The organism is Martinezella tropici (assembly GCF_008370325.1).
GTDB classification, from domain to species: domain Bacteria; phylum Pseudomonadota; class Alphaproteobacteria; order Rhizobiales; family Rhizobiaceae; genus Rhizobium; species Rhizobium tropici_B.
The window spans coordinates 93,041-110,814 of the sequence record NZ_VNIP01000008.1 but is presented as its reverse complement, the minus strand read 5'-3'; the positions used below and the strand labels follow the sequence as shown (position 1 = coordinate 110,814).

Here is a 17,774-nt window from a genome sequence, read left to right as displayed (position 1 = left end):
TGGTCGGCAGCGCGATTTTTTTCCGAGCTTGATGATGTCCGAACTGGCCCTTTCGCATGACCATGAAGAAGCCGATACGCGGGAGGGATGGAAAGTCGTTGCCGCCACCCATGTTCTGACAGCCGTGACGTTCGGAGCCGCCTATTCCTTTTCTGCCATCTTCCCTGGGCTTGCCGCGGAATTTAGTGCCTCTCGCGGCGAGATCGCTTTCGTCTTCTCCATTTCCGCCTTCCTTTTCTACTCCTTGGGGGCAATTGCCGGACCACTTGCCGATAGATGGTCGCCGCGCAGCCTGGTTCTTCTGGGGTTAGTGGCCATGATCCTTGGCTATATCGGCGCCACTCGTGCCGGATCTCTCCTATCGCTTTATATCTGGTATGGCTTTGGCATCGGGTTTGGGATCGGCCTGTCTTACGTTCCAGCCCTTGGGGTTGTGCAGTCCTGGTTCATCCGCAAACGAAGTCAGGCCTCGGGCATTGCGACAGCGGGCCTGGGCATCGGCACCCTCATTCTGCCTTTCGCGGTCGGCCAGGCACTTCCGTCCATCGGCTGGCGCGGATGCTTTGTCGCCCTCGCATTCATCCTTGCGGGTTTTGGGGTGCCGGCCGCAATGGTCATGCGCAAAAGGCGCGACAATACCAATCCGCTCTCGCCTCAGGCAAACAGCTATGCAAATGCTTTCGCTATATGGCGCGACAGCAAGTTTTGCCTTTTCTATATCATGCTCATCCTGTCGTCCTTCTGCACCTTCATTCCCTATGTGCATATCGTGGCAGCCACCCTGGACATGGGTCTCTCGCTTCAAGATGGAACCATTCTCGTAAGCCTCATCGGTGTCGGTAACGTCATCGGGCGCTTTTTTCTGGCCGGCCTCGGCGATCGCCTCGGTCGCCGCCGGCTCTTGGCATCGCTGACATTCGCAGTCGCGGCCTCGTTTGCCCTGTGGGCATCGGCAACTGGCATGATCCAGCTGGCATTGTTCGCGTTGACCTTCGGCATGAGCTATGGCGGCTGCGTCGGGCTTTATCCGGCTGTTGCCGCCGATCTGTTTGGGACGCGCCATATCGGCGCCGTCCTCGGATATCTCTATACGGCTGTGGGTATCGCAGCCTTGATTGGCCCAACTGCCACGGGTGTCATTTTCGATCACACCGGCAGCTATTTAGGCCCCATTGTCGTAAGTGGCCTAGCCGCCTTCATCGCCGGTTTCATAGCGCTGCGCCTTGACCATAAGTAGCTCTGCTATCAACGGCAGTTTCTGAACCTGAGCGTCGGGATCTATAACTGGGCCGCAATGGCAGCCTTGTCGATGATCGACCAGACGTTCCGGATTCGGCCGTTCAGAAACGCGTAGAAGACGTTTTCCGAAAACTGAATCCTCCTGCCGTTCACCGGCATGCCGAACAGCACCCCCGTTGGCGTACAATCGAACTGCAGACGGCTGGCGACATGCGGCGGCTCGCAAATCAACAGGCGGATGTCGAAATGAAGGTCGGGGATTACCAGGAAATCGCCCTTGAGCATATCGCGATAGCCGGATAATCCGACATAGGCGCCGTTGTAATGAACGTCCTCATCGACAAACCTGCCAAGGTTCAGCCAGTCCTGCCGGTTGAGGCAGGCGATATAATTTCGGTAGATCTCGGAGAGGTTGACGCTCATCGCGCTGCTGCCTTTGCGGTGACGCTGAGACCGGCACCGGCGCTCAGGCCGATACCTGCCAGCGTCGATGTCCCGCATGCCTGACCGCAATCGGATGCTTGAGCGGTGGCGCAGGCCGGCCGATATGGTATCCTTGAACGGCATCGATGCCAAAGGATTTGACGAGATCGAGCTGCTCTTCGTTCTCGATCCCTTCGACAAGAATGCGATGCCCGCGATTGCGCACCAGGCCGATGATATCTTCAAGAAGGATCTTGGCACCGTCGCTATTTACCGCGTCGTGAAGAAACGATTTGTCGATCTTCACGGTTTCGAAATCCATCAGGCGAAGCCAGGATAGACCGGCAAAGCCCGTGCCGAAATCGTCCAGCCAGAATTTGATGCCAAGCCTCTTGAGATCCTGAACGCTGTCAAGCACGTCGGGACGTATTTCCATGTCGACGCCCTCGGTGATCTCGAACGCAAGCCTATGCCCGGAAACACCGGTCTCGGCCAGAATGGCAGCTACCTGTGCCGCAAAGCCGGGAGCGCGCAATTGGATCGGAGAGACGTTGACGCTGACCGTTTCGACCACGTCGCGGGACAGCAGTTCGCAGCACGCCCGCCTGATCGCCCAATAGCCCAATTCGATGATGGCTCCCGTTCGCTCGGCCACCGGAATAAAGATCGCAGGGGAAGAGCTCGAACCATCGAGCAATTGCAGGCGCATCAGGGCCTCATAGGCACCTATTTCTCCCGTATCGAGATATTGGATCGGTTGATAGACCAAAGAGACAAGGTTCTGCTGGATGGCGATCTTCAGTATGGCCGCGATGTTCTCGCTCGCATCCCCACCCGGAAGCTCGTTCGGATCGAATATCCTGGCACAGTTGCGGCCGCTCGCCTTTGCGGAATAAAGAGCGCGGTCGGCTTCATTGATGATGTTTTCCAGTTTCGTGCCGGTCGCGTCCCTCGTGACGGTCGCACCCACGCTGACGGTAACGTGCCGGAAGCCGTCGAGGCGCTGGGCATGAACGATATCGAGCGCCTCGATCCCTTGGCAAATGGCTTCCGCCAGCGCCAGTGCGTCCGATCCGCGCTCAAGATCAAGTATGACGATGAACTCTTCGCCGCCGTATCGCCCGACGGTCGCACCCAGAGGAGCCACGATATCCGACAAGGCATTGGCGACGGTGATAAGGCAATGGTCGCCTTCCTGGTGCCCGTAATAGTCATTGTATTTTTTGAAGAAATCGACGTCGACCAACAGGACCGCAAATGCCACACCATCTTCGCGCCAGTGCTCCCAGAACTGCTTAAGCCTTATATCGGCCGCCCGACGGTTTTCCATTCCGGTAAGGGAGTCCGTAATGGACAGGCGCAGAAGCGCCTCCCCGCGTTCCGTCGCCTGGCGCTGCTGCAGTTCGGCTTCTCTGGCATTGAGGAAGACGTTGAAACGTTCCTTGTTCAATTTCCAGTTCACATAGGAGGTGAAAACGAAACAACAGAGATAAAAGGTCGTAAAGGCCAGGCAATAGGCCGGGCTGTAGTGAAACTCGGCAAGCGACAGCAGAAAGATGGCGAAGATTATTCCCGATGATGCGAGAGCGAGAGCAAATTCGAGGCTGAAGAACAGATTGACGCCCATCATGAAAATGGCGCCGAAGGCAGCATAGTAGGAAAAGGCCTCGGCATTGGCGGTCTGCAGCGTCGGCACGAGCCAGACGACATATCCGAAGACCACAGCGCCCGCACATGTCGTCTCGAGCTCTCCGGCGCGACGCTGGCGCGCGAACTGGATCTCCAGAGTAAGAAGCGAGACGCCGCCGATGAAAAAACGCGCCGGGATCGTCACATGGGAGACGTCGGGAGTGAATATCAGGTCGGTGATTAGGAAAAGAAGATAGACCGGCACCGCAAGCCAAAGGCCGCTGCGAGCCAGAGCACGACGCGCCTCGTTGCCATAATCCTTGTAGAGCGCACGAAGCTCGCCAGGATTGCTCATCAAGCGAGCCTCTTTCCAGCCAAGACCGCTTCCTCCCGACAATCGACGCATACTCATCATCACCCAAGTTAGCCGAGACTTCATGTCCACCGCTTTACCTTTGCGTCGCTCGACTGAATCAATCACTCGCTTCACCAAGGCGGCTAATTTGATCCGTTTGATAACGACAGCGTTGCCGCAGTGACATTAACAAAACCATAGCGCTCATTTTTTATCTGAGATATGGTTTGCGGAGTGTTCACGGACTCGTTTAAAATTGAAACAATTTCAAACTGCTCTTGATGGCTATAGCCTCGTTACCGCGCAATCCATCTCGGAACATGCGAGATCATCGGGTAACAATCTTACAACCGAACAAATTAAAGAGGGCGAAGCCGAACTCGCCCTTATTCTCTCATTGACACAGCAGGCATTTGAAGCGAGCGCGCCGGTTCAGGGCACCATGAAAGCCTTGACGGAGCGCCTGCAGACGTTGAAGAACAAGGTAACGCCCCTGACCTGGACGCATCTCGCCTCCATTGCGCAGACGCATCCCGTTTCTTCCTTCCTGCTTCAGGACCCTCTGACCCGATGGTCCTTCGAAAAGCCGCGCGGTTATAGCGGCGATGCCTACCTGCTGGACTTCATTTATGAACATCCAGCCGTCGCCGAACAGGTGAAGGAAGCCTCAGCGCTCGGCGCCGAAGTTTACGATTTCACCCGGCAAGCCGCGTCCGCCGTTGCGGTGCGGGAGAGGCGTGATCTTCTGGCGGCGCATGTCGATGCGGTGGCCGAGAAGAACGACAAGGCCGAAATCCTGGCGATTGCTGCTGGCCACCTTCGTGAAGCGGAGCTTTCCCAGGCTCTGCAAAGCGGCAGGCTCAAGCGTTGGATCGCGCTCGATCAGGATCCCGTCAGCGTCGGGACCGTGAGTTCGGCCTTCCATGGCAGCTGCATCGAAGCGATCAACGGCTCCGTCCGCACCATCCTGGGGCGCGCGCAGAAGCTCGGCACATTCGATTTCATCTATGCAGCCGGTCTTTACGACTATCTTGCCGAAAGCGTCGCCGTTCGATTAACGGAGCGCTGCCTGCAGATGCTAAAACCAGGCGGCAAGTTCCTTCTCGCGAATTTCGCAAAGGATATCGGCGTCGAAGGCTACATGGAAACCTTCATGAATTGGCCATTGATCTGGCGAACGAACGAGGACGTGCAGTCGATCATCGACAAGGTCAAGCACCCGGTCACGGATGTTTCGGTCACGCGTGGTGAAAACGGCGGCGTCATCTACGCGGTCCTGACCGTGTAGCCCGCAAGGCATTGCAATTGGCTAAGCCGCGTTGCGGCTTGGCCGGCAAAGACGGAATAAAGCAAAGAGCAGAAGATAGACCACGATGATGGCTGCGAAAGCCGCGGATGTCGCTGTTTCCTGCGCAAAGATCTGCTTGCGCAGCATATAGCCCGATGCCAGAAACGGCGCATTCCAAACAGCCGCACCGAAGAATGTCGCGATGACAAAGCCAGGTACTGGTAAGGCAAGCACGCCTGCAGGAAACGCCATATAGGCCCTGATCACCGGAATGAGCTGACCAACAAACGCCGCCGATATCCTATGGCGACGGCAATGGCTCTTCAGTCGCCAATACCTCTCATCTTTGATATCCAGATGCCTGCTCATCTTCATCACGAGGGCATCTCCACGTGCGGCCCCCAACCATCGACCCATTCCATACCAGACCAACGAGCCCATCGTTGAGCCTATAGCCGTGATGGCAATTGCAGCGGGCAGATCGCCGGAGCTGCTAATGTTCAACATGCCAAGCATGATGAACATGCCGATGGACGGTATGATCGGTAGAAGCTTCTCGATCGTCGAACACAGCGCAAGACCAAGCAACCCCCATGAGGCGAGATGCGGCACGATGCCCAATAGATCGGATGGATCGCTCATCTGCTGGCAACCGAACAATAAAGAGGCTTGCGCCGGACAATCTTGTAGACTCTCGCGGGTGGGAAGTTGCGCAGCACTTGGCCATGCAGCGTTGCCTTGAAACCGAACCGGTCAAGCAGCCTATGCGGCACCGGACAGCGAACGCCATATGTGAACTGGTATAGTGCGCCACCGTCGCGCAATCTCGACAAGACACCGGTCAGAATGGCCATGGCTGTCTTCGGCGACATGTTCAACAAGGGAAGCCCGCTGATCGCAGAGCCGAACAGCACACCCTCCGGCAAGTCTGGAGCGTCCAGCCGGGCCGCATCGGCGCAGACAACCCGTGCGGTGGGGAACCGCCGCCGAAGCATGTTGGCGAAATTATCGGCATACTCCACCAGCGTCAGATCCCTTTCACAGACCCCGCGGGCAAGCAGGGCTTCCGTGAAGACCCCCGTTCCGGGACCAAGCTCCAGAACGGGTCCAGCTGAGGGATCAATTTCGCTGGTGATAAGATTAGCCAGCATTCTGCCGGAAGGAGCTATCGCACCAACCATTCGTGGATTGGTTAGCAGAGTTCGCAGAAATAGCGACGTGTTCGACATGTGGTCCCGCCTATGGAGCCTTAAGAGATTCGCCTGTACGGCAGGCTCTTCCTTACGGGGCGCCAATTGCGGGAACATTGCATCGGAGGGGCTGCAACATCATCCACCTGCTGCGGGGAAGCTCAGCCGGAAAGCCGCACCGCCGGTCGGTCCCTCCAGGACGATAATCCGTCCGCCGTGAAGTCTGGCAATTTCCTGGACGAGGTTGAGGCCAAGACCGAACCCCTTGCCGTGTCCCTGGAAACGATAAAACGGCTCGAAGATGCGGTTTCGTTCCTCCGGGGGAATGCCTCGGCCTTCATCGGCGACCGTAATGCCGGTCGCACGACCGACATGGACCGTTATCCGGCCTCCGCGACCGCCATGCTGGATCGCATTCTGCACGAGGTTGGCAACAGCTCGCTCAAGCGCCGCCCGATCGCCGAGAATTTCAACCACGTCCTCATCCCTAGTGAAACATGGCTCGTAGTTGGCGGCAATGGCGAGCGGCGCCAGCTCGGAAACCACGTGCTGCGCGACTTCGACAAGATTGATCGCGGCCGGCTCGAAACGGTGGTTGAGGCGCTGAAGATCGAGGAACTGTTCGGCCAAGGTCGCAAGGCGCACCGTATCCTCGAAAATCCGCTCCTTCAGCGGGCCGGGCGGCAACCCATCAAGACGCGTCTGCAGGATCGCGACGGGGGTCCGCCATTCATGGGCAAGATGGGCGAAAAGACGCTTCTGCCGCTCATAGCCTTCATCCAACCGGCCGAGCGCGTCGTTGACGGCTTCGACAAGCGGCAGGATCTCCCGCGGAACATCATCCACCGGCAGCCGTGTGCCCTGACGATTGATGTCGATCTGCCCGGCGCGGGCAACGGCAGAGTCGAGCGAGGAAAAAGCGCGGCTAACGACCAACGGCGCGGCGACGATCGTTGCGATCCCCGTTACGATGAGAAGCGGCAGTAGGGCGCTGAAGAATACGATGCCGACGGCCGTGACGATACGAACGGTCGATACGCTGCCGTCTACGCCCGTGAGCACCTGCACTTCGCCCGCCGGGGATCCGACCCATTGCAGCCGCGCGGCAGGCACGGTGCCTGCACCGAGATTGCTGCCGAAACGGGCCTGCCCGATGCCATCGAGCGCACCGCCGATATTCTGATAGGCCGGCGGAACGCTGCCATCGGTTATCATGTCACCGCGGCGATCCCGCACGACGAACCAGAGCCGCGGCAAATCGGTGCGTCGCGCTGCGAGCGCCGGCGTCTCCTTCAGCATCAGCGTGCCATCTTGATCCCGGACGATCGACTGCGCCACGGCGTCAATGGTCTCGTCTTCCGGCTGAAGGGAGATGAAGCTGCCGGTCATCCAGAGGGCGGCGATGATGAGAACCGCGAGAACGGTCAGAAAAATCGCCTGCAGGGCGGACAGTCGCGAAACGAGGCGCCATCGCAAGGAAGGTTGGCTGGCGCTCATGACGTCCTTCTCATGAGATAGCCGATGCCGCGAACCGGATGAATTTCCAGGCCGGACTCCAGGGAGGCGAGCTTACGGCGCAACCGGGAGACATGTGCATCCAGCGTGTTGGACTGGATATCGTCCGCAAAGCCATAAACAGCCTCCTCCAGCGCGTGGCGCGGCACGGTGCGCCCAATGCGCCGCGCAAGCGCTTCGAAGACAAGCAGCTCCCGTCGCGGCAGCTCACACCGCTCGCCATCGATCAGCACGTCATGGCAACCGAAATCATAAGATAGCCTGCCGAAGCTCACTACCTCGCTTCGCACATCACCCGGACGGCGCATGATGGCACGCAATCGCGCCAGCAGCTCTTCCATAGCAAAAGGTTTGACAAGATAGTCGTCGGCGCCGGTGTCGAGACCACCGATGCGGTCTTCGAGTTCGCCGCGCGCGGTCAGCACGATCACAGGTGTCCCAACCCCAGCCGCACGCAGCCTCGGAACGATCGACAGTCCGTCTCCATCCGGAACCTGGCGGTCGAGAAGAATGACGTCATAGGGGAGACTTCTCGCGGCTTCCTCGGCATCAGCCAGCATCGATACATGATCGACGACGGCGTCGCGAGCTTCCAATGCAGCGCTCAGCGCCGATGCCATTTCCGGCTCGTCCTCAAGTAACAAAATCCGCAATGGCCAGCCCTCTCATCAAACAATTGTATTGTATTGGGCGGATTGCGGGAACATTGCGGCGACAATCTTGCGCGACAGCGTTACGGCTGCAGAGACCGCACTCCACCCGCCATCGAGCAGAGCGTTATGTCAACGATCATCGTCCGCGCCACGGCAGGGGAGAACATCAATCGCCCTCCCCGCTGATGGCGGCGAAACCACTTTATTGGTAACCGGCGGCGCACGGAACCATTCGGATCTGCGCCGCCGATCATGCTTTTTATACCCAGGATGCTGTCGGCTAAGGGTATTTCCGAGCCAACATCGATCGGCGGAATAGGATGAAGCGCTCGTGCCCATCCGTTCCAACCTAACCGAAGCGGCGCAGGTGCAGCGCCAGGGAATTGGGATGGTTCAGAGTGTCCTCCCGTTCTGGCAGACCAATGTCACGAAGCTGATGGTTCGACAGTTCGGATACCTGCGCGCGCGTCTGTCGCTGCCTCCAGACGACAAGCAGCAGAGCCTTTGCGGTCCTCCATGCGCCGAATTTCTGATATAGTTCATCGACCGTCGCCGTCAAACTGCCAGCAACTAAAAATTGTGAATGCGTCATTGTCCTTCCTGGCGCAATTACGCAGCCAGGTCCTCTTGAAGCTTGACCGGCTTCAGGAGCGAGCGCGCAAAGCATGCGCGGATTCATTCCCTAGGTAGGTCATGGTGTCATTATGGGAAAAGTGCCTAAACGGCGGTAGATAAAGCTTTTATCGGCTTTAAATAAAAGCTCGTCGTGTGGTCGGCATGGTGCACACCAATCCAGTAACGAGCATTCCGCCGGAGACGTATGTAAACATTCGTGTATGATGCATGTCACGCCTCCTCTGTTTGATTTGCGGATGAGCATATAATACGCGAGATCGGAGAATCGGCAACCCCACAATTTCGAATTGCAGGAATCCCGAGCCTGGTGTTGCGCCGGCGCAACAGAAAAACGGGCTTCGTTTGCAACGAAGCTCTTCGCCGAAGCCTCGCTAGAACGAGTTGACGATATCGCCGCCGGTGCGCATTTGCTGGACCATGATATGGGCATGGTAGTGCATGGCACACTTGATCGCGTAGATTTGCAGAACGATCGGAGAGCGGCGATGCCGCAAGAGGTTGATAAGCCGCCGGCGATAGACGACGCGCAGATCCGCTTCCTTCACACGGCGCATCAGGCGAACGAAAATTCCGGCCGCCTCCATCGCCCATGTTGCGTTGAGAACCAGCAACCGCAAAGGATGGCGGCGAAGGTGTCGTAAGCGGGTGCTTTCCGGTTCGATATGGGCATCGATGTAAAGCGCATCCAGCCGGTCGAAGTAAGCCGCCGGTTGATGCAGATCGCTAAGGACGGAGAGATATCCATCCCGCAGCGTTTCCCGCGAAAGATTGAGCGGAATGACGTTGGTGCCGAAGGCGGGCGGATCATCGTGATCGAGCCTCCCCTCCTTGGCGAGACGCGTATAGAGCGGTGTCTTCGGGATCGCCGCCAGCATGCCGATCATGGCGTTGACGATGCGCGCATCCTTGATGAAGACGCGCTGCGCATCGAAGATGGTCGCGTCGTCGCTGTCGAAGCCGAGGATCATGCCGCACCAGACTTCCATGCCGGTCTGCTGGATCGCGTGGATCTTTTCCAGCATCGTGCCGCCCTTGCGCAGGTTCTGCAGCTTCTTGGTTTCCCGCAACGCCTCCTCGTTCGGCGTCTCGATGCCGATGAAGACGACGCGGATATTGGCGTCGACCATCAGCTGCATCAGCTCCGCATCGTCAGCCAGATCGATCGACGCCTCGGTGAGGAACGTCATCGGATAATGACGTCTTTCCTGCCAGGCGACGACATCGCGCAAAACCTCCTTGATCGCCTTCTTGTTGCCGATCAGATTGTCGTCGACGATGAAGGCCGTATCCATTCCAGCGGCTAGCAGGGCCTCGATCTCGGCGATGACCTGCGCGCTGGCCTTGATGCGCGGCTTGCGGCCGAAAACCACGATGATATCGCAGAAATCGCAGGTAAAGGGACAGCCGCGCGAGAACTGGATGCTGCCGACGGCATACTCGTCCATCTTCAGGAGGTCGAAGCGCGGCACCGGCACCTTGCTCATATCCGTCTTGTCTGACTGTTCGTAGCGCCGCGCATGGTTGCCCTGCCGCCATTCAGCCAAGAATTTCGGCCAGGTTTCCTCCGCCTCGCCGATGAAGGAGACATCGACGAGATTGCTGAAATAGTCCTCCTTAACCGTAACCCAGGGTCCGCCAACGACGGTGAAGCAATTGCGTCGTTTGAGCTCGGTCAGGATTTCCGTCATCCGGAAGCGCTGGACGATCATGCCCGTCAGCGCAACGATGTCGGCTCTCTCGCAAAGATCGTAGTCGATCGGTTCGATATTCTCGTCCACGAGGGTAACGGCATGGTCCGCAGGGGTCAGCGCCGCAAGCAGCGGCAGACAGGCGACCGGCAGGTTGGCCTTCACATCGAACAGCGGCAGCGCGTGTTCCATGCCCCAATAGGAGGTTTCGAAACGCGGATTGATGATGACGATATGAGCCATTGAATATGCCGCTCCACGACTTTGAAAATCCGGTTCGGTATTACGCTGAGCTTGTGTCCCGTCCGCATCTGCCCGAGGCCGCCCTTCGGCGGCGAGGCTGGTTTTGGCATCCAGGCGGCTGTTTTAGCAGCCGTATATGAGCTGAGGATTAAATTTCGCCCTGCCCGCAGCGGGAGGTCGGACTCCCACGTCTTCCCTATGCCACCAAAGCACTGGAAAATTTTTCCGGCCGCGATGTCGAAATCAACGCCAGACGATCGTCTTTATTGCAGGCGCGTTGTGCGAGACGAATTCCTGGTCTTTCCCCGCGCTGATCGAGCTGGCTGAAAGGAGCTGCAAAATGAATTCGTCCTATCGTTGGGTGATTGTCGGTGCCGGTGCGCTGATGACCTGTGTGGCGCTCGGCGCGATGTTTTCCTTGGCGATCTTTCAAGTGCCTATTGCCGCCGACACCGGCTGGTCGCATGCCGGTATCGCCGCCGCCATGACGCTGAATTTCCTGACGATGGGCCTGGGTGCCTTCGCCTGGGGTGCAGCAAGCGACCGTTTCGGCATCCGCATCGTGGTGATGATCGGGGCGCTGCTGCTCGGGCTTGCGCTGGTCCTGGCGAGCCGCGCCGGCTCGCTGCTGCAATTCCAGCTGACCTACGGCATTCTTGTCGGCCTTGCGGCCAGTGCCTTTTTTGCGCCGATGATCGCAGCGACGACCGCATGGTTCGACAAGGGAAGAGGCCTGGCGGTATCGCTGGTATCAGCCGGCATGGGCGTCGCGCCCATGACGGTATCGCCTTTCGCCCGTTACCTTATTTCCGCCTATGACTGGCGTTTCGCCATGCTTGTCATCGGTATCATGGCGTGGGTCCTTCTAATCCCGGCGGCACTGCTGGTGCGGCGCGCGCCCGTTCTGGCGGAGACATCCGGCTGGGGCGGGCAGGCGGAGGAGAAAATGCCGCTCGGCCAGATCTTCCGCTCGCCGCAATTCATCGTCCTTGGCGCCACCTTCTTTGCCTGCTGCGCGGCCCATTCCGGACCGATCTTCCATATGGTCAGCTACGCCACCATCTGCGGCGTAGGCCCGATGGCTGCGGTCAGCATTTACAGCGTCGAGGGACTTGCCGGTCTTGGCGGCCGCCTGCTCTACGGCACGCTTGCCGACAGGCTCGGCGTCAAACCGGTGCTGATCGCCGGCCTGCTGGTACAGGCGGCAGCACTTGCCACCTATCTGCTGGTCAGCGAACTCGGCGAGTTCTATGCGCTGGCGGTCGTCTTCGGCAGCGCCTATGGCGGCGTCATGCCGCTTTATGCAGTGCTTGCGCGCGAATATTTCGGGCCCCGCGTCATCGGCACTGTCTTCGGCGCGGTATCGATGCTTTCGAGCATCGGCATGGCGGCCGGGCCGCTGATCGGCGGCTGGATCTTCGATAGTTTCACCAATTATTCCTGGCTGTTTATCGGCTCGTCCATGGTCGGGTTGGGGGCCGCCGGTATCGCACTTGCCTTTCCGCCGATGCGACGCCTGCGGCTGCAGCCGGCATGAGATAGGCCCGAAGCCGTGCGGACACAGACCAGCGACCGCTGGCACGTGCGGCATATTTCAACACGGCCGACGCCAGTCTTCCTGGCGTCGGCCTCCTGACATTGGTCGGCCGCGATGCCGACGGACAGCGATATATTCGTATTTCTTGATGCTTTACGCACAGTTTTCCATAAGCGACAGCGGTTGCAGGCATTGCAATTTTCAATTTTTAGCCAACACTCGCAAATGCATCAGGTGCGTGATCTCTTGGGGAGGAAATCGGGAGAACACCCACTGGCGCGACTTTCCGCGCCCATCGGCAGGAAAGTCCTGCGTAATGTTATCATGGGGGACATGACACCGGTCTTTTGACCATGTCCCTGGTGCAATTGGGAGGATTGATTCATGGCAACCACGTCCGCGGCCGAGACGAACGGTCGAGGCATGACCAGGGAAGAGAAGAAGGTCATCTTCGCCTCTTCGCTCGGTACAGTGTTCGAATGGTACGACTTCTATCTTTATGGGTCGCTGGCCGCTTTCATCGGCGCGGCCTTCTTCAGCGACTATCCGGAGGCGACCCGTAATATCTTCGCCTTGCTGGCTTTCGCCGCGGGCTTTCTCGTCCGGCCATTCGGCGCCCTGGTCTTCGGACGCATCGGCGATCTCGTGGGACGCAAATATACCTTCCTCGTCACGATCCTGATCATGGGCCTCTCGACCTTCCTGGTCGGCGTTCTGCCCGGCGCGGCGAGCTGGGGTATCGCCGCACCCGTCACACTGATCATCCTGCGCCTGCTGCAGGGCCTGGCGCTTGGCGGTGAATATGGTGGCGCCGCCACCTATGTCGCCGAGCATGCGCCTGACAACAGGCGCGGCTACTACACGTCGTGGATCCAGACAACTGCAACACTCGGCCTGTTCCTGTCGCTGATCGTCATCCTGGTCGTTCAGAACGCCCTCGGGAAGGATGCCTTTGCCGCCTGGGGCTGGCGCATTCCCTTCCTGCTGTCCTGCCTTCTGCTGGCCATTTCCGTCTGGATACGCTTGTCGCTTAGTGAATCACCGGCCTTCAAGAAGATGAAAGAAGAAGGCAAGGGCTCCAAGGCGCCGCTCTCCGAAGCCTTCGGCCAATGGAAGAATGCAAAGATCGCCCTTATCGCCCTGCTCGGCCTTACCGCCGGTCAGGCGGTCGTCTGGTATGCCGGACAGTTCTACTCCCTGTTCTTCCTGCAAAACGTGCTGAAGGTCGATGGCCAGTCGGTCAACATCATGATCGCGATCGCGCTTCTGATCGGCAGCGGCTTCTTCGTGGTCTTCGGCTGGCTGTCCGACAAGATCGGCCGCAAGCCGATCATCATGGCGGGTCTCGCTTTGGCGATCCTCACCTATTTCCCTCTGTTCAAAGCGTTGACCCACGCGGCAAATCCGGCCCTCGCCCAAGCGGAACAAACCATCCGGGCGACGGTGACGGCAGCTCCCGGCGATTGCACATTCCAGTTCAATCCGGTGGGAACCGCCAAGTTCAACAATTCATGCGATATCGCGACGTCCTTCCTGTCGAAGTCGTCCGTACCCTATACGATTGCCGAAGGCCCAGCCGGGCAGCCGGCAACCGTCAAGGTCGGCGACGCGACCATAGCCTCCTACGATGCAGCGGCGGCAGGTGCCGGGGCAGCGGCGAAGAGCGCTGCATTTACGCATGACATGAGCCTTGCCCTGCAGAAGGCCGGCTTCCCGCTCGCCCGGGATGCCGCCAAGGTTCCGGACGCCAAGCTCGACGCCTTCATCGCCGCCAACCCGGAGCTCGGGCTGAACGCCGCAACCGTGCGGGCGGGCGACAAGACGGTGACGCCCGTTGCCGATCTCGTGAAGGCAAAACTGTTGACGGTGGATCAGGCCGGCGGCGCAACTGAGATGCCGGTATATACCATCGCCAATGGGGGCGCCTTCAAGATGGTTGCCGATCCCTCGGCCATCAATTGGCCTTTAACCATCCTGATCCTGACGATCCTCGTCATCTACGTGACGATGGTCTATGGCCCGATTGCCGCAATCCTGGTGGAAATGTTCCCGACCCGCATCCGCTATACCGGCATGTCGCTGCCCTATCATATCGGCAATGGCTGGTTCGGCGGCCTGCTGCCGGCAACGGTCTTCGCCATGAGTGCCGCCACGGGCGATATCTACTACGGGCTCTGGTACCCGATCGCGATCGCTGCGATGACCCTCGTCATCGGCCTCATCTTCGTTCGCGAAACCAAGGGCGTTGATCTCAACGCCATCAAGTAATCGCTCGAAAACCCGGCCTGCGCTGTTGCGGGCCGGGCTCTTTTTCCGCTTGCCTTAGGAGGCCTTGCTCGACGCGCGTTCAGGCACCGCAAAGAGCGTGCAGCAATAACAAGAAGGAAAAGAGCACCATGAGGCCGGCCAGGACATGGTGCAGGATCGGCCAGATGTGTCGGCTTGTGGCGAAGCTCGGCCGGGTTGCAAGATAAAGAACTGTGTCCATAAAGACTCCTGGCGCATATATCCGAACGGCGAAACGAATACCGTCACGATTGCGGAAATCCGCGATATCGGAGCCTTTATATTGTTTATAAAATTAGTAGACTAAAGAAAGAGTTTTTCAGCTCTCTTGGCATTTCGGACAAATTAAACTCACGCGCTACAGGACGACATATCGCCTGATTGATCCCGCCGCCAAACGACTGGCATCGCGAATAAAAGCTAAACAAAACCGAATGAAAATTTATTCTATAGAATAAATCAACAAAGCAAGGCCGATCCTTGTGATTGGGCGGCAGTGGCTTACGAGTGTCGCAGACAATCATCGAGCCTGCACGCATGCCCTTGCTGGATATCCAAAATCTCTCCCTTGCCTTCGGCTCGACACAGGCCTTGGCGGGTGCGTCGCTGACCATCGACCACGGCGAAGTCGTCGCGCTGATGGGAGCCAACGGCGCTGGAAAATCGACTTTGGTGAAGATCCTATCTGGCATTCACCGCGCCGATTCAGGCAGGATCTTGTGGAACGGCAATAATTATAACGCCGACAGTCCAGCCGAGGCCGTAACCCAAGGCATCGTTACCGTACACCAATCCACCGACGTCGTCGGCGTGGCGGGCCTTTCGGTGGCAGACGCCCTTCTGCTCAATCAATTCGTCGATGGGCGACAGCCCTTCTTCCTGTCCAAGCGCTCGGTGCGGCGAAAAGCTGAAGCCATCCTGTCGGAAGCTGGTTTCGACCTGCCGCTCGATCGAGATTTCGGCGACCTCGGCACGGCGGACCGGCAGATGATTGCCATTGCCCGAGCCCTCTCGAACAAGGCACAGCTTCTGATCCTAGACGAGCCGACGGCAAGCCTTTCCGCGCGCGAGACGGGCCGCCTTTACGATATCGTCCGTCGGCTGAAAACGCGCGGCCTCGGCATTCTCTATATCTCGCATCGAACCGCGGATCTCGACGCGCTCGCCGATCGCGTCGAGATCCTGCGCGGCGGCCGCAATGTCGGTGCCTTCACCCACCCCATTGATTTCGACGCTGCCATCGAAACCATGATCGGACGATCGATGACGGCCGCCCGTCCGCATCGCCGCGAACGGTTCGACCGGACGTTGCTGGAGCTTCAGGGCGTGCGGCTGCTTGCCGGCAGCCCGCCGATCGACCTCAAACTCCATGCCGGCGAGGTCGTGGCGATTACCGGCGTTCTCGGCGCGGGCAAGAGCCGGCTTCTCTCGGCCCTTTTCGGCCTCGAACGCTTCGCAGCCGGCAACACTCTGCTCGATGGCGCCCCCTTTGAGCCCGCCTCGCCCGCGGAGGCGATCGCGAGCGGTGTCGTCATGGCCGCCGCCGACCGGCATCGCTCCTCGCTCATGCCGCTGGACTGGCCGGGCGAAAGCATCGCCTCCACGATCAGCCTGCCGCACCTGAAGCAATGGTATCCATCGGGCTTCCTGTTTTCGGGGCGAGAGACCCGTGAAGGAAAAAAGGCCATTCGGCGCCTCGGCATCAAGGCGTCTGGTCCAGACGCATCCGTCTGGTCGCTTTCCGGTGGCAATCAGCAAAAGGTCGTGCTCGCACGCTGGGAGGCGGAGCCGAGCCGCCTGCTGCTGCTCGACGAACCCTTCCAGGGTGTCGATGTCGGCGCTCGCCAGGACATTATCGCCGCCATCCGCGCCCATAGCGATCGCGCCACCCTGATTGCCACATCCGATCCGGAAGAGGCGCTCGAAGTCGCCGACCGGGTGCTGCTGATGGAGCACCACACACTGAAAGATGTCGCTCACGCGAGTGCCGGCGATCGGCAGAACGAGGAATATGCCTGATGAGTGAAGGAACCGTCCAGATCCCCGAGCGGAAGGCAGTAGACGGCGCGATATCGCCACGTGAATTCATACGGCGGGGAGCGGTATTTTTCCTCCTCCTTGCCCTCGTCATCATCTTCAGCATCGCCCAGCCGGCCTTCATCAACGTCAACAATCTGATGAGCATACTGCAGGCGGTTTCGGTCGTCGCCATCATCGGCGCGGGCGTTACCGTGACGCTCGCCATCGGCGGTTTCGATCTATCCGTCGGCGCGGTCGCCGCCTCGAGCGTCATGGCGGCGAGCTATGCCATGATCGTGCTCAATCTCAACGCCTATGAGACAGTGCCCCTGGTTCTTGTCTTCGGCGCGATCGTCGGCCTCGTCAATGCTTTGCTGATCGTCCGGCTGAAAGTACCGGATCTACTTGCCACGCTCGCAACCATGTTTCTTTTGACCGGGCTGCAGCTGATCCCGACGGCCGGGCGCTCGATCTCGGTGGGCCTCATCCTTCCCGATGGCACGACGGCAGCGGGCAAGGTCGACCCCGCCTTCCTGGCGATCGGACGATCGAGCGTGTTCGGCACCATCCCTTTCCCCGTCATTCTCATGCTGATCGTCGCCTTCGTGCTCTATGTCCTCACCGAGCGCACACGTCTTGGCCGCCTTCTCTATGCGACCGGCGGCAATGAAGCCGCGACCAGGCTCGCCGGCGCCAATATCGCCCGCCTGAAAACCTTTGCCTATGTGCTTTCGGGCACTCTAGCCTCGCTTGGCGGCATCATCGTCACAGCGCGCGTTGGCCGTGGCGACGTCTCCTCCGGCGCCTCGCTGCTAATGGATTCCGTGGCCGCCTCGCTCATCGGCTTTGCCGTGCTTGGACTGCGTCGTCCCAACGTTCTCGGCACAACGATCGGTGCCGTCTTCGTCGGCGTGCTTCTGAACGGGCTGACGATGCTGAACGCACCCTATTACACGCAGGATTTCATCAAGGGCGCCGTTCTCGTTGGTGCGCTTGCACTTACCTATGGGATCAGCCGCAGCAAGGCGTGATCTACACGTGAGCCGACCGATCGCCGGCCCAGTGAAAGATCA

Annotated in this window: 15 protein-coding genes; 6 read left to right on the top strand and 9 right to left on the bottom strand. The window is 59.1% G+C overall.

Translation table 11 applies throughout. The annotated features are described in order from the left end of the window. The first annotated feature begins 34 nt into the window (after positions 1–34). Positions 35–1,237, top strand: a complete 1,203-nt coding sequence (locus tag FP026_RS13625; RefSeq protein ID WP_149635163.1) for an MFS transporter — start codon at positions 35–37, stop codon at positions 1,235–1,237. A 41-nt stretch (positions 1,238–1,278) separates the two neighbouring features. Here the strand turns inward: FP026_RS13625 and FP026_RS13620 are convergent, their stop codons facing one another. Together FP026_RS13620 and FP026_RS13615 are read right to left on the bottom strand one after the other, a co-directional pair. Next, entirely contained in the window at positions 1,279–1,662 is a 384-nt protein-coding gene (locus FP026_RS13620) for an ester cyclase (protein ID WP_149635162.1), read from the bottom strand. A gap of 43 nt (positions 1,663–1,705) precedes the next feature. Next, positions 1,706–3,646, bottom strand: a complete 1,941-nt coding sequence (locus FP026_RS13615) for a putative bifunctional diguanylate cyclase/phosphodiesterase (protein WP_246665335.1) — start codon at positions 3,644–3,646, stop codon at positions 1,706–1,708. A 256-nt stretch (positions 3,647–3,902) separates the two neighbouring features. On the opposite strand from FP026_RS13615, the gene FP026_RS13610 reads away from it, so the two are divergent. Next, positions 3,903–4,934 carry a class I SAM-dependent methyltransferase gene (locus FP026_RS13610; protein WP_149635160.1) on the top strand — a complete coding sequence of 344 codons (1,032 nt, stop codon included), beginning with the start codon at positions 3,903–3,905 and terminating at the stop codon, positions 4,932–4,934. 21 nt (positions 4,935–4,955) lie between these two features. On the opposite strand, the gene FP026_RS13605 is transcribed toward FP026_RS13610, so the two are convergent. From FP026_RS13605 to FP026_RS13580, 6 genes are all read right to left on the bottom strand, one after another. After that, on the bottom strand, positions 4,956–5,576 hold the full coding sequence (locus FP026_RS13605) for a DedA family protein (protein ID WP_149635159.1): 621 nt from the start codon (positions 5,574–5,576) through the stop codon (positions 4,956–4,958). Further along, entirely contained in the window at positions 5,573–6,085 is a 513-nt protein-coding gene (locus FP026_RS13600) for a class I SAM-dependent methyltransferase (RefSeq protein ID WP_246665333.1), read from the bottom strand. The genes FP026_RS13605 and FP026_RS13600 overlap by 4 nt, the downstream gene beginning before the upstream one ends. Before the next feature lie 177 nt (positions 6,086–6,262). Further along, positions 6,263–7,621, bottom strand: a complete 1,359-nt coding sequence (locus FP026_RS13595) for a sensor histidine kinase (RefSeq protein ID WP_149635157.1) — start codon at positions 7,619–7,621, stop codon at positions 6,263–6,265. Next, on the bottom strand, positions 7,618–8,292 hold the full coding sequence (locus FP026_RS13590; protein ID WP_149635156.1) for a response regulator transcription factor: 675 nt from the start codon (positions 8,290–8,292) through the stop codon (positions 7,618–7,620). The genes FP026_RS13595 and FP026_RS13590 overlap by 4 nt, the downstream gene beginning before the upstream one ends. A 349-nt stretch (positions 8,293–8,641) precedes the next feature. Then, positions 8,642–8,884 carry a DUF1127 domain-containing protein gene (locus FP026_RS13585; protein WP_149635155.1) on the bottom strand — a complete coding sequence of 81 codons (243 nt, stop codon included), beginning with the start codon at positions 8,882–8,884 and terminating at the stop codon, positions 8,642–8,644. Positions 8,885–9,299: 415 nt separating this feature from the next. Next, positions 9,300–10,859 (bottom strand): DUF4070 domain-containing protein, encoded by a 1,560-nt coding sequence (locus tag FP026_RS13580; protein WP_149635154.1) that lies wholly within the window; start codon positions 10,857–10,859, stop codon positions 9,300–9,302. Positions 10,860–11,199: 340 nt separating this feature from the next. Here FP026_RS13580 and FP026_RS13575 point away from each other — a divergent pair, with 340 nt between their 5' ends. Then, entirely contained in the window at positions 11,200–12,396 is a 1,197-nt protein-coding gene (locus FP026_RS13575) for an MFS transporter (protein ID WP_149635153.1), read from the top strand. Positions 12,397–12,780: 384 nt separating this feature from the next. Next, on the top strand, positions 12,781–14,664 hold the full coding sequence (locus FP026_RS13570) for an MFS transporter (protein ID WP_149635152.1): 1,884 nt from the start codon (positions 12,781–12,783) through the stop codon (positions 14,662–14,664). A gap of 79 nt (positions 14,665–14,743) precedes the next feature. On the opposite strand, the gene FP026_RS30225 is transcribed toward FP026_RS13570, so the two are convergent. Then, a complete protein-coding gene (locus FP026_RS30225; protein WP_188112575.1) occupies positions 14,744–14,884 on the bottom strand; it encodes a hypothetical protein in 141 nt (46 codons plus the stop codon). Between the two features lie 335 nt (positions 14,885–15,219). Between FP026_RS30225 and FP026_RS13565 the strand changes: the two genes are divergently transcribed. Further along, on the top strand, positions 15,220–16,701 hold the full coding sequence (locus FP026_RS13565; protein ID WP_149635748.1) for a sugar ABC transporter ATP-binding protein: 1,482 nt from the start codon (positions 15,220–15,222) through the stop codon (positions 16,699–16,701). Continuing rightward, positions 16,701–17,732, top strand: a complete 1,032-nt coding sequence (locus FP026_RS13560) for an ABC transporter permease (RefSeq protein WP_149635151.1) — start codon at positions 16,701–16,703, stop codon at positions 17,730–17,732. The genes FP026_RS13565 and FP026_RS13560 overlap by 1 nt, the downstream gene beginning before the upstream one ends. The last annotated feature ends 42 nt before the right edge of the window (positions 17,733–17,774 follow it).

Bases quoted from the DNA above. Each gene is read 5' to 3' on its own strand.
- FP026_RS13595 (WP_149635157.1), bottom strand. From the start codon at position 7,621: ATGAGCGCCAGCCAACCTTCCTTGCGATGGCGCCTCGTTTCGCGACTG.
- FP026_RS13560 (WP_149635151.1), top strand. From the start codon at position 16,701: ATGAGTGAAGGAACCGTCCAGATCCCCGAGCGGAAGGCAGTAGACGGC.
- FP026_RS13605 (WP_149635159.1), bottom strand. From the start codon at position 5,576: ATGAGCGATCCATCCGATCTATTGGGCATCGTGCCGCATCTCGCCTCA.
- FP026_RS13580 (WP_149635154.1), bottom strand. From the start codon at position 10,859: ATGGCTCATATCGTCATCATCAATCCGCGTTTCGAAACCTCCTATTGG.
- FP026_RS13620 (WP_149635162.1), bottom strand. From the start codon at position 1,662: ATGAGCGTCAACCTCTCCGAGATCTACCGAAATTATATCGCCTGCCTC.
- FP026_RS13565 (WP_149635748.1), top strand. From the start codon at position 15,220: ATGCCCTTGCTGGATATCCAAAATCTCTCCCTTGCCTTCGGCTCGACA.
- FP026_RS13625 (WP_149635163.1), top strand. From the start codon at position 35: ATGTCCGAACTGGCCCTTTCGCATGACCATGAAGAAGCCGATACGCGG.
- FP026_RS13615 (WP_246665335.1), bottom strand. From the start codon at position 3,646: ATGAGCAATCCTGGCGAGCTTCGTGCGCTCTACAAGGATTATGGCAAC.
- FP026_RS13570 (WP_149635152.1), top strand. From the start codon at position 12,781: ATGGCAACCACGTCCGCGGCCGAGACGAACGGTCGAGGCATGACCAGG.
- FP026_RS30225 (WP_188112575.1), bottom strand. From the start codon at position 14,884: ATGGACACAGTTCTTTATCTTGCAACCCGGCCGAGCTTCGCCACAAGC.
- FP026_RS13600 (WP_246665333.1), bottom strand. From the start codon at position 6,085: ATGCTGGCTAATCTTATCACCAGCGAAATTGATCCCTCAGCTGGACCC.
- FP026_RS13575 (WP_149635153.1), top strand. From the start codon at position 11,200: ATGAATTCGTCCTATCGTTGGGTGATTGTCGGTGCCGGTGCGCTGATG.
- FP026_RS13585 (WP_149635155.1), bottom strand. From the start codon at position 8,884: ATGACGCATTCACAATTTTTAGTTGCTGGCAGTTTGACGGCGACGGTC.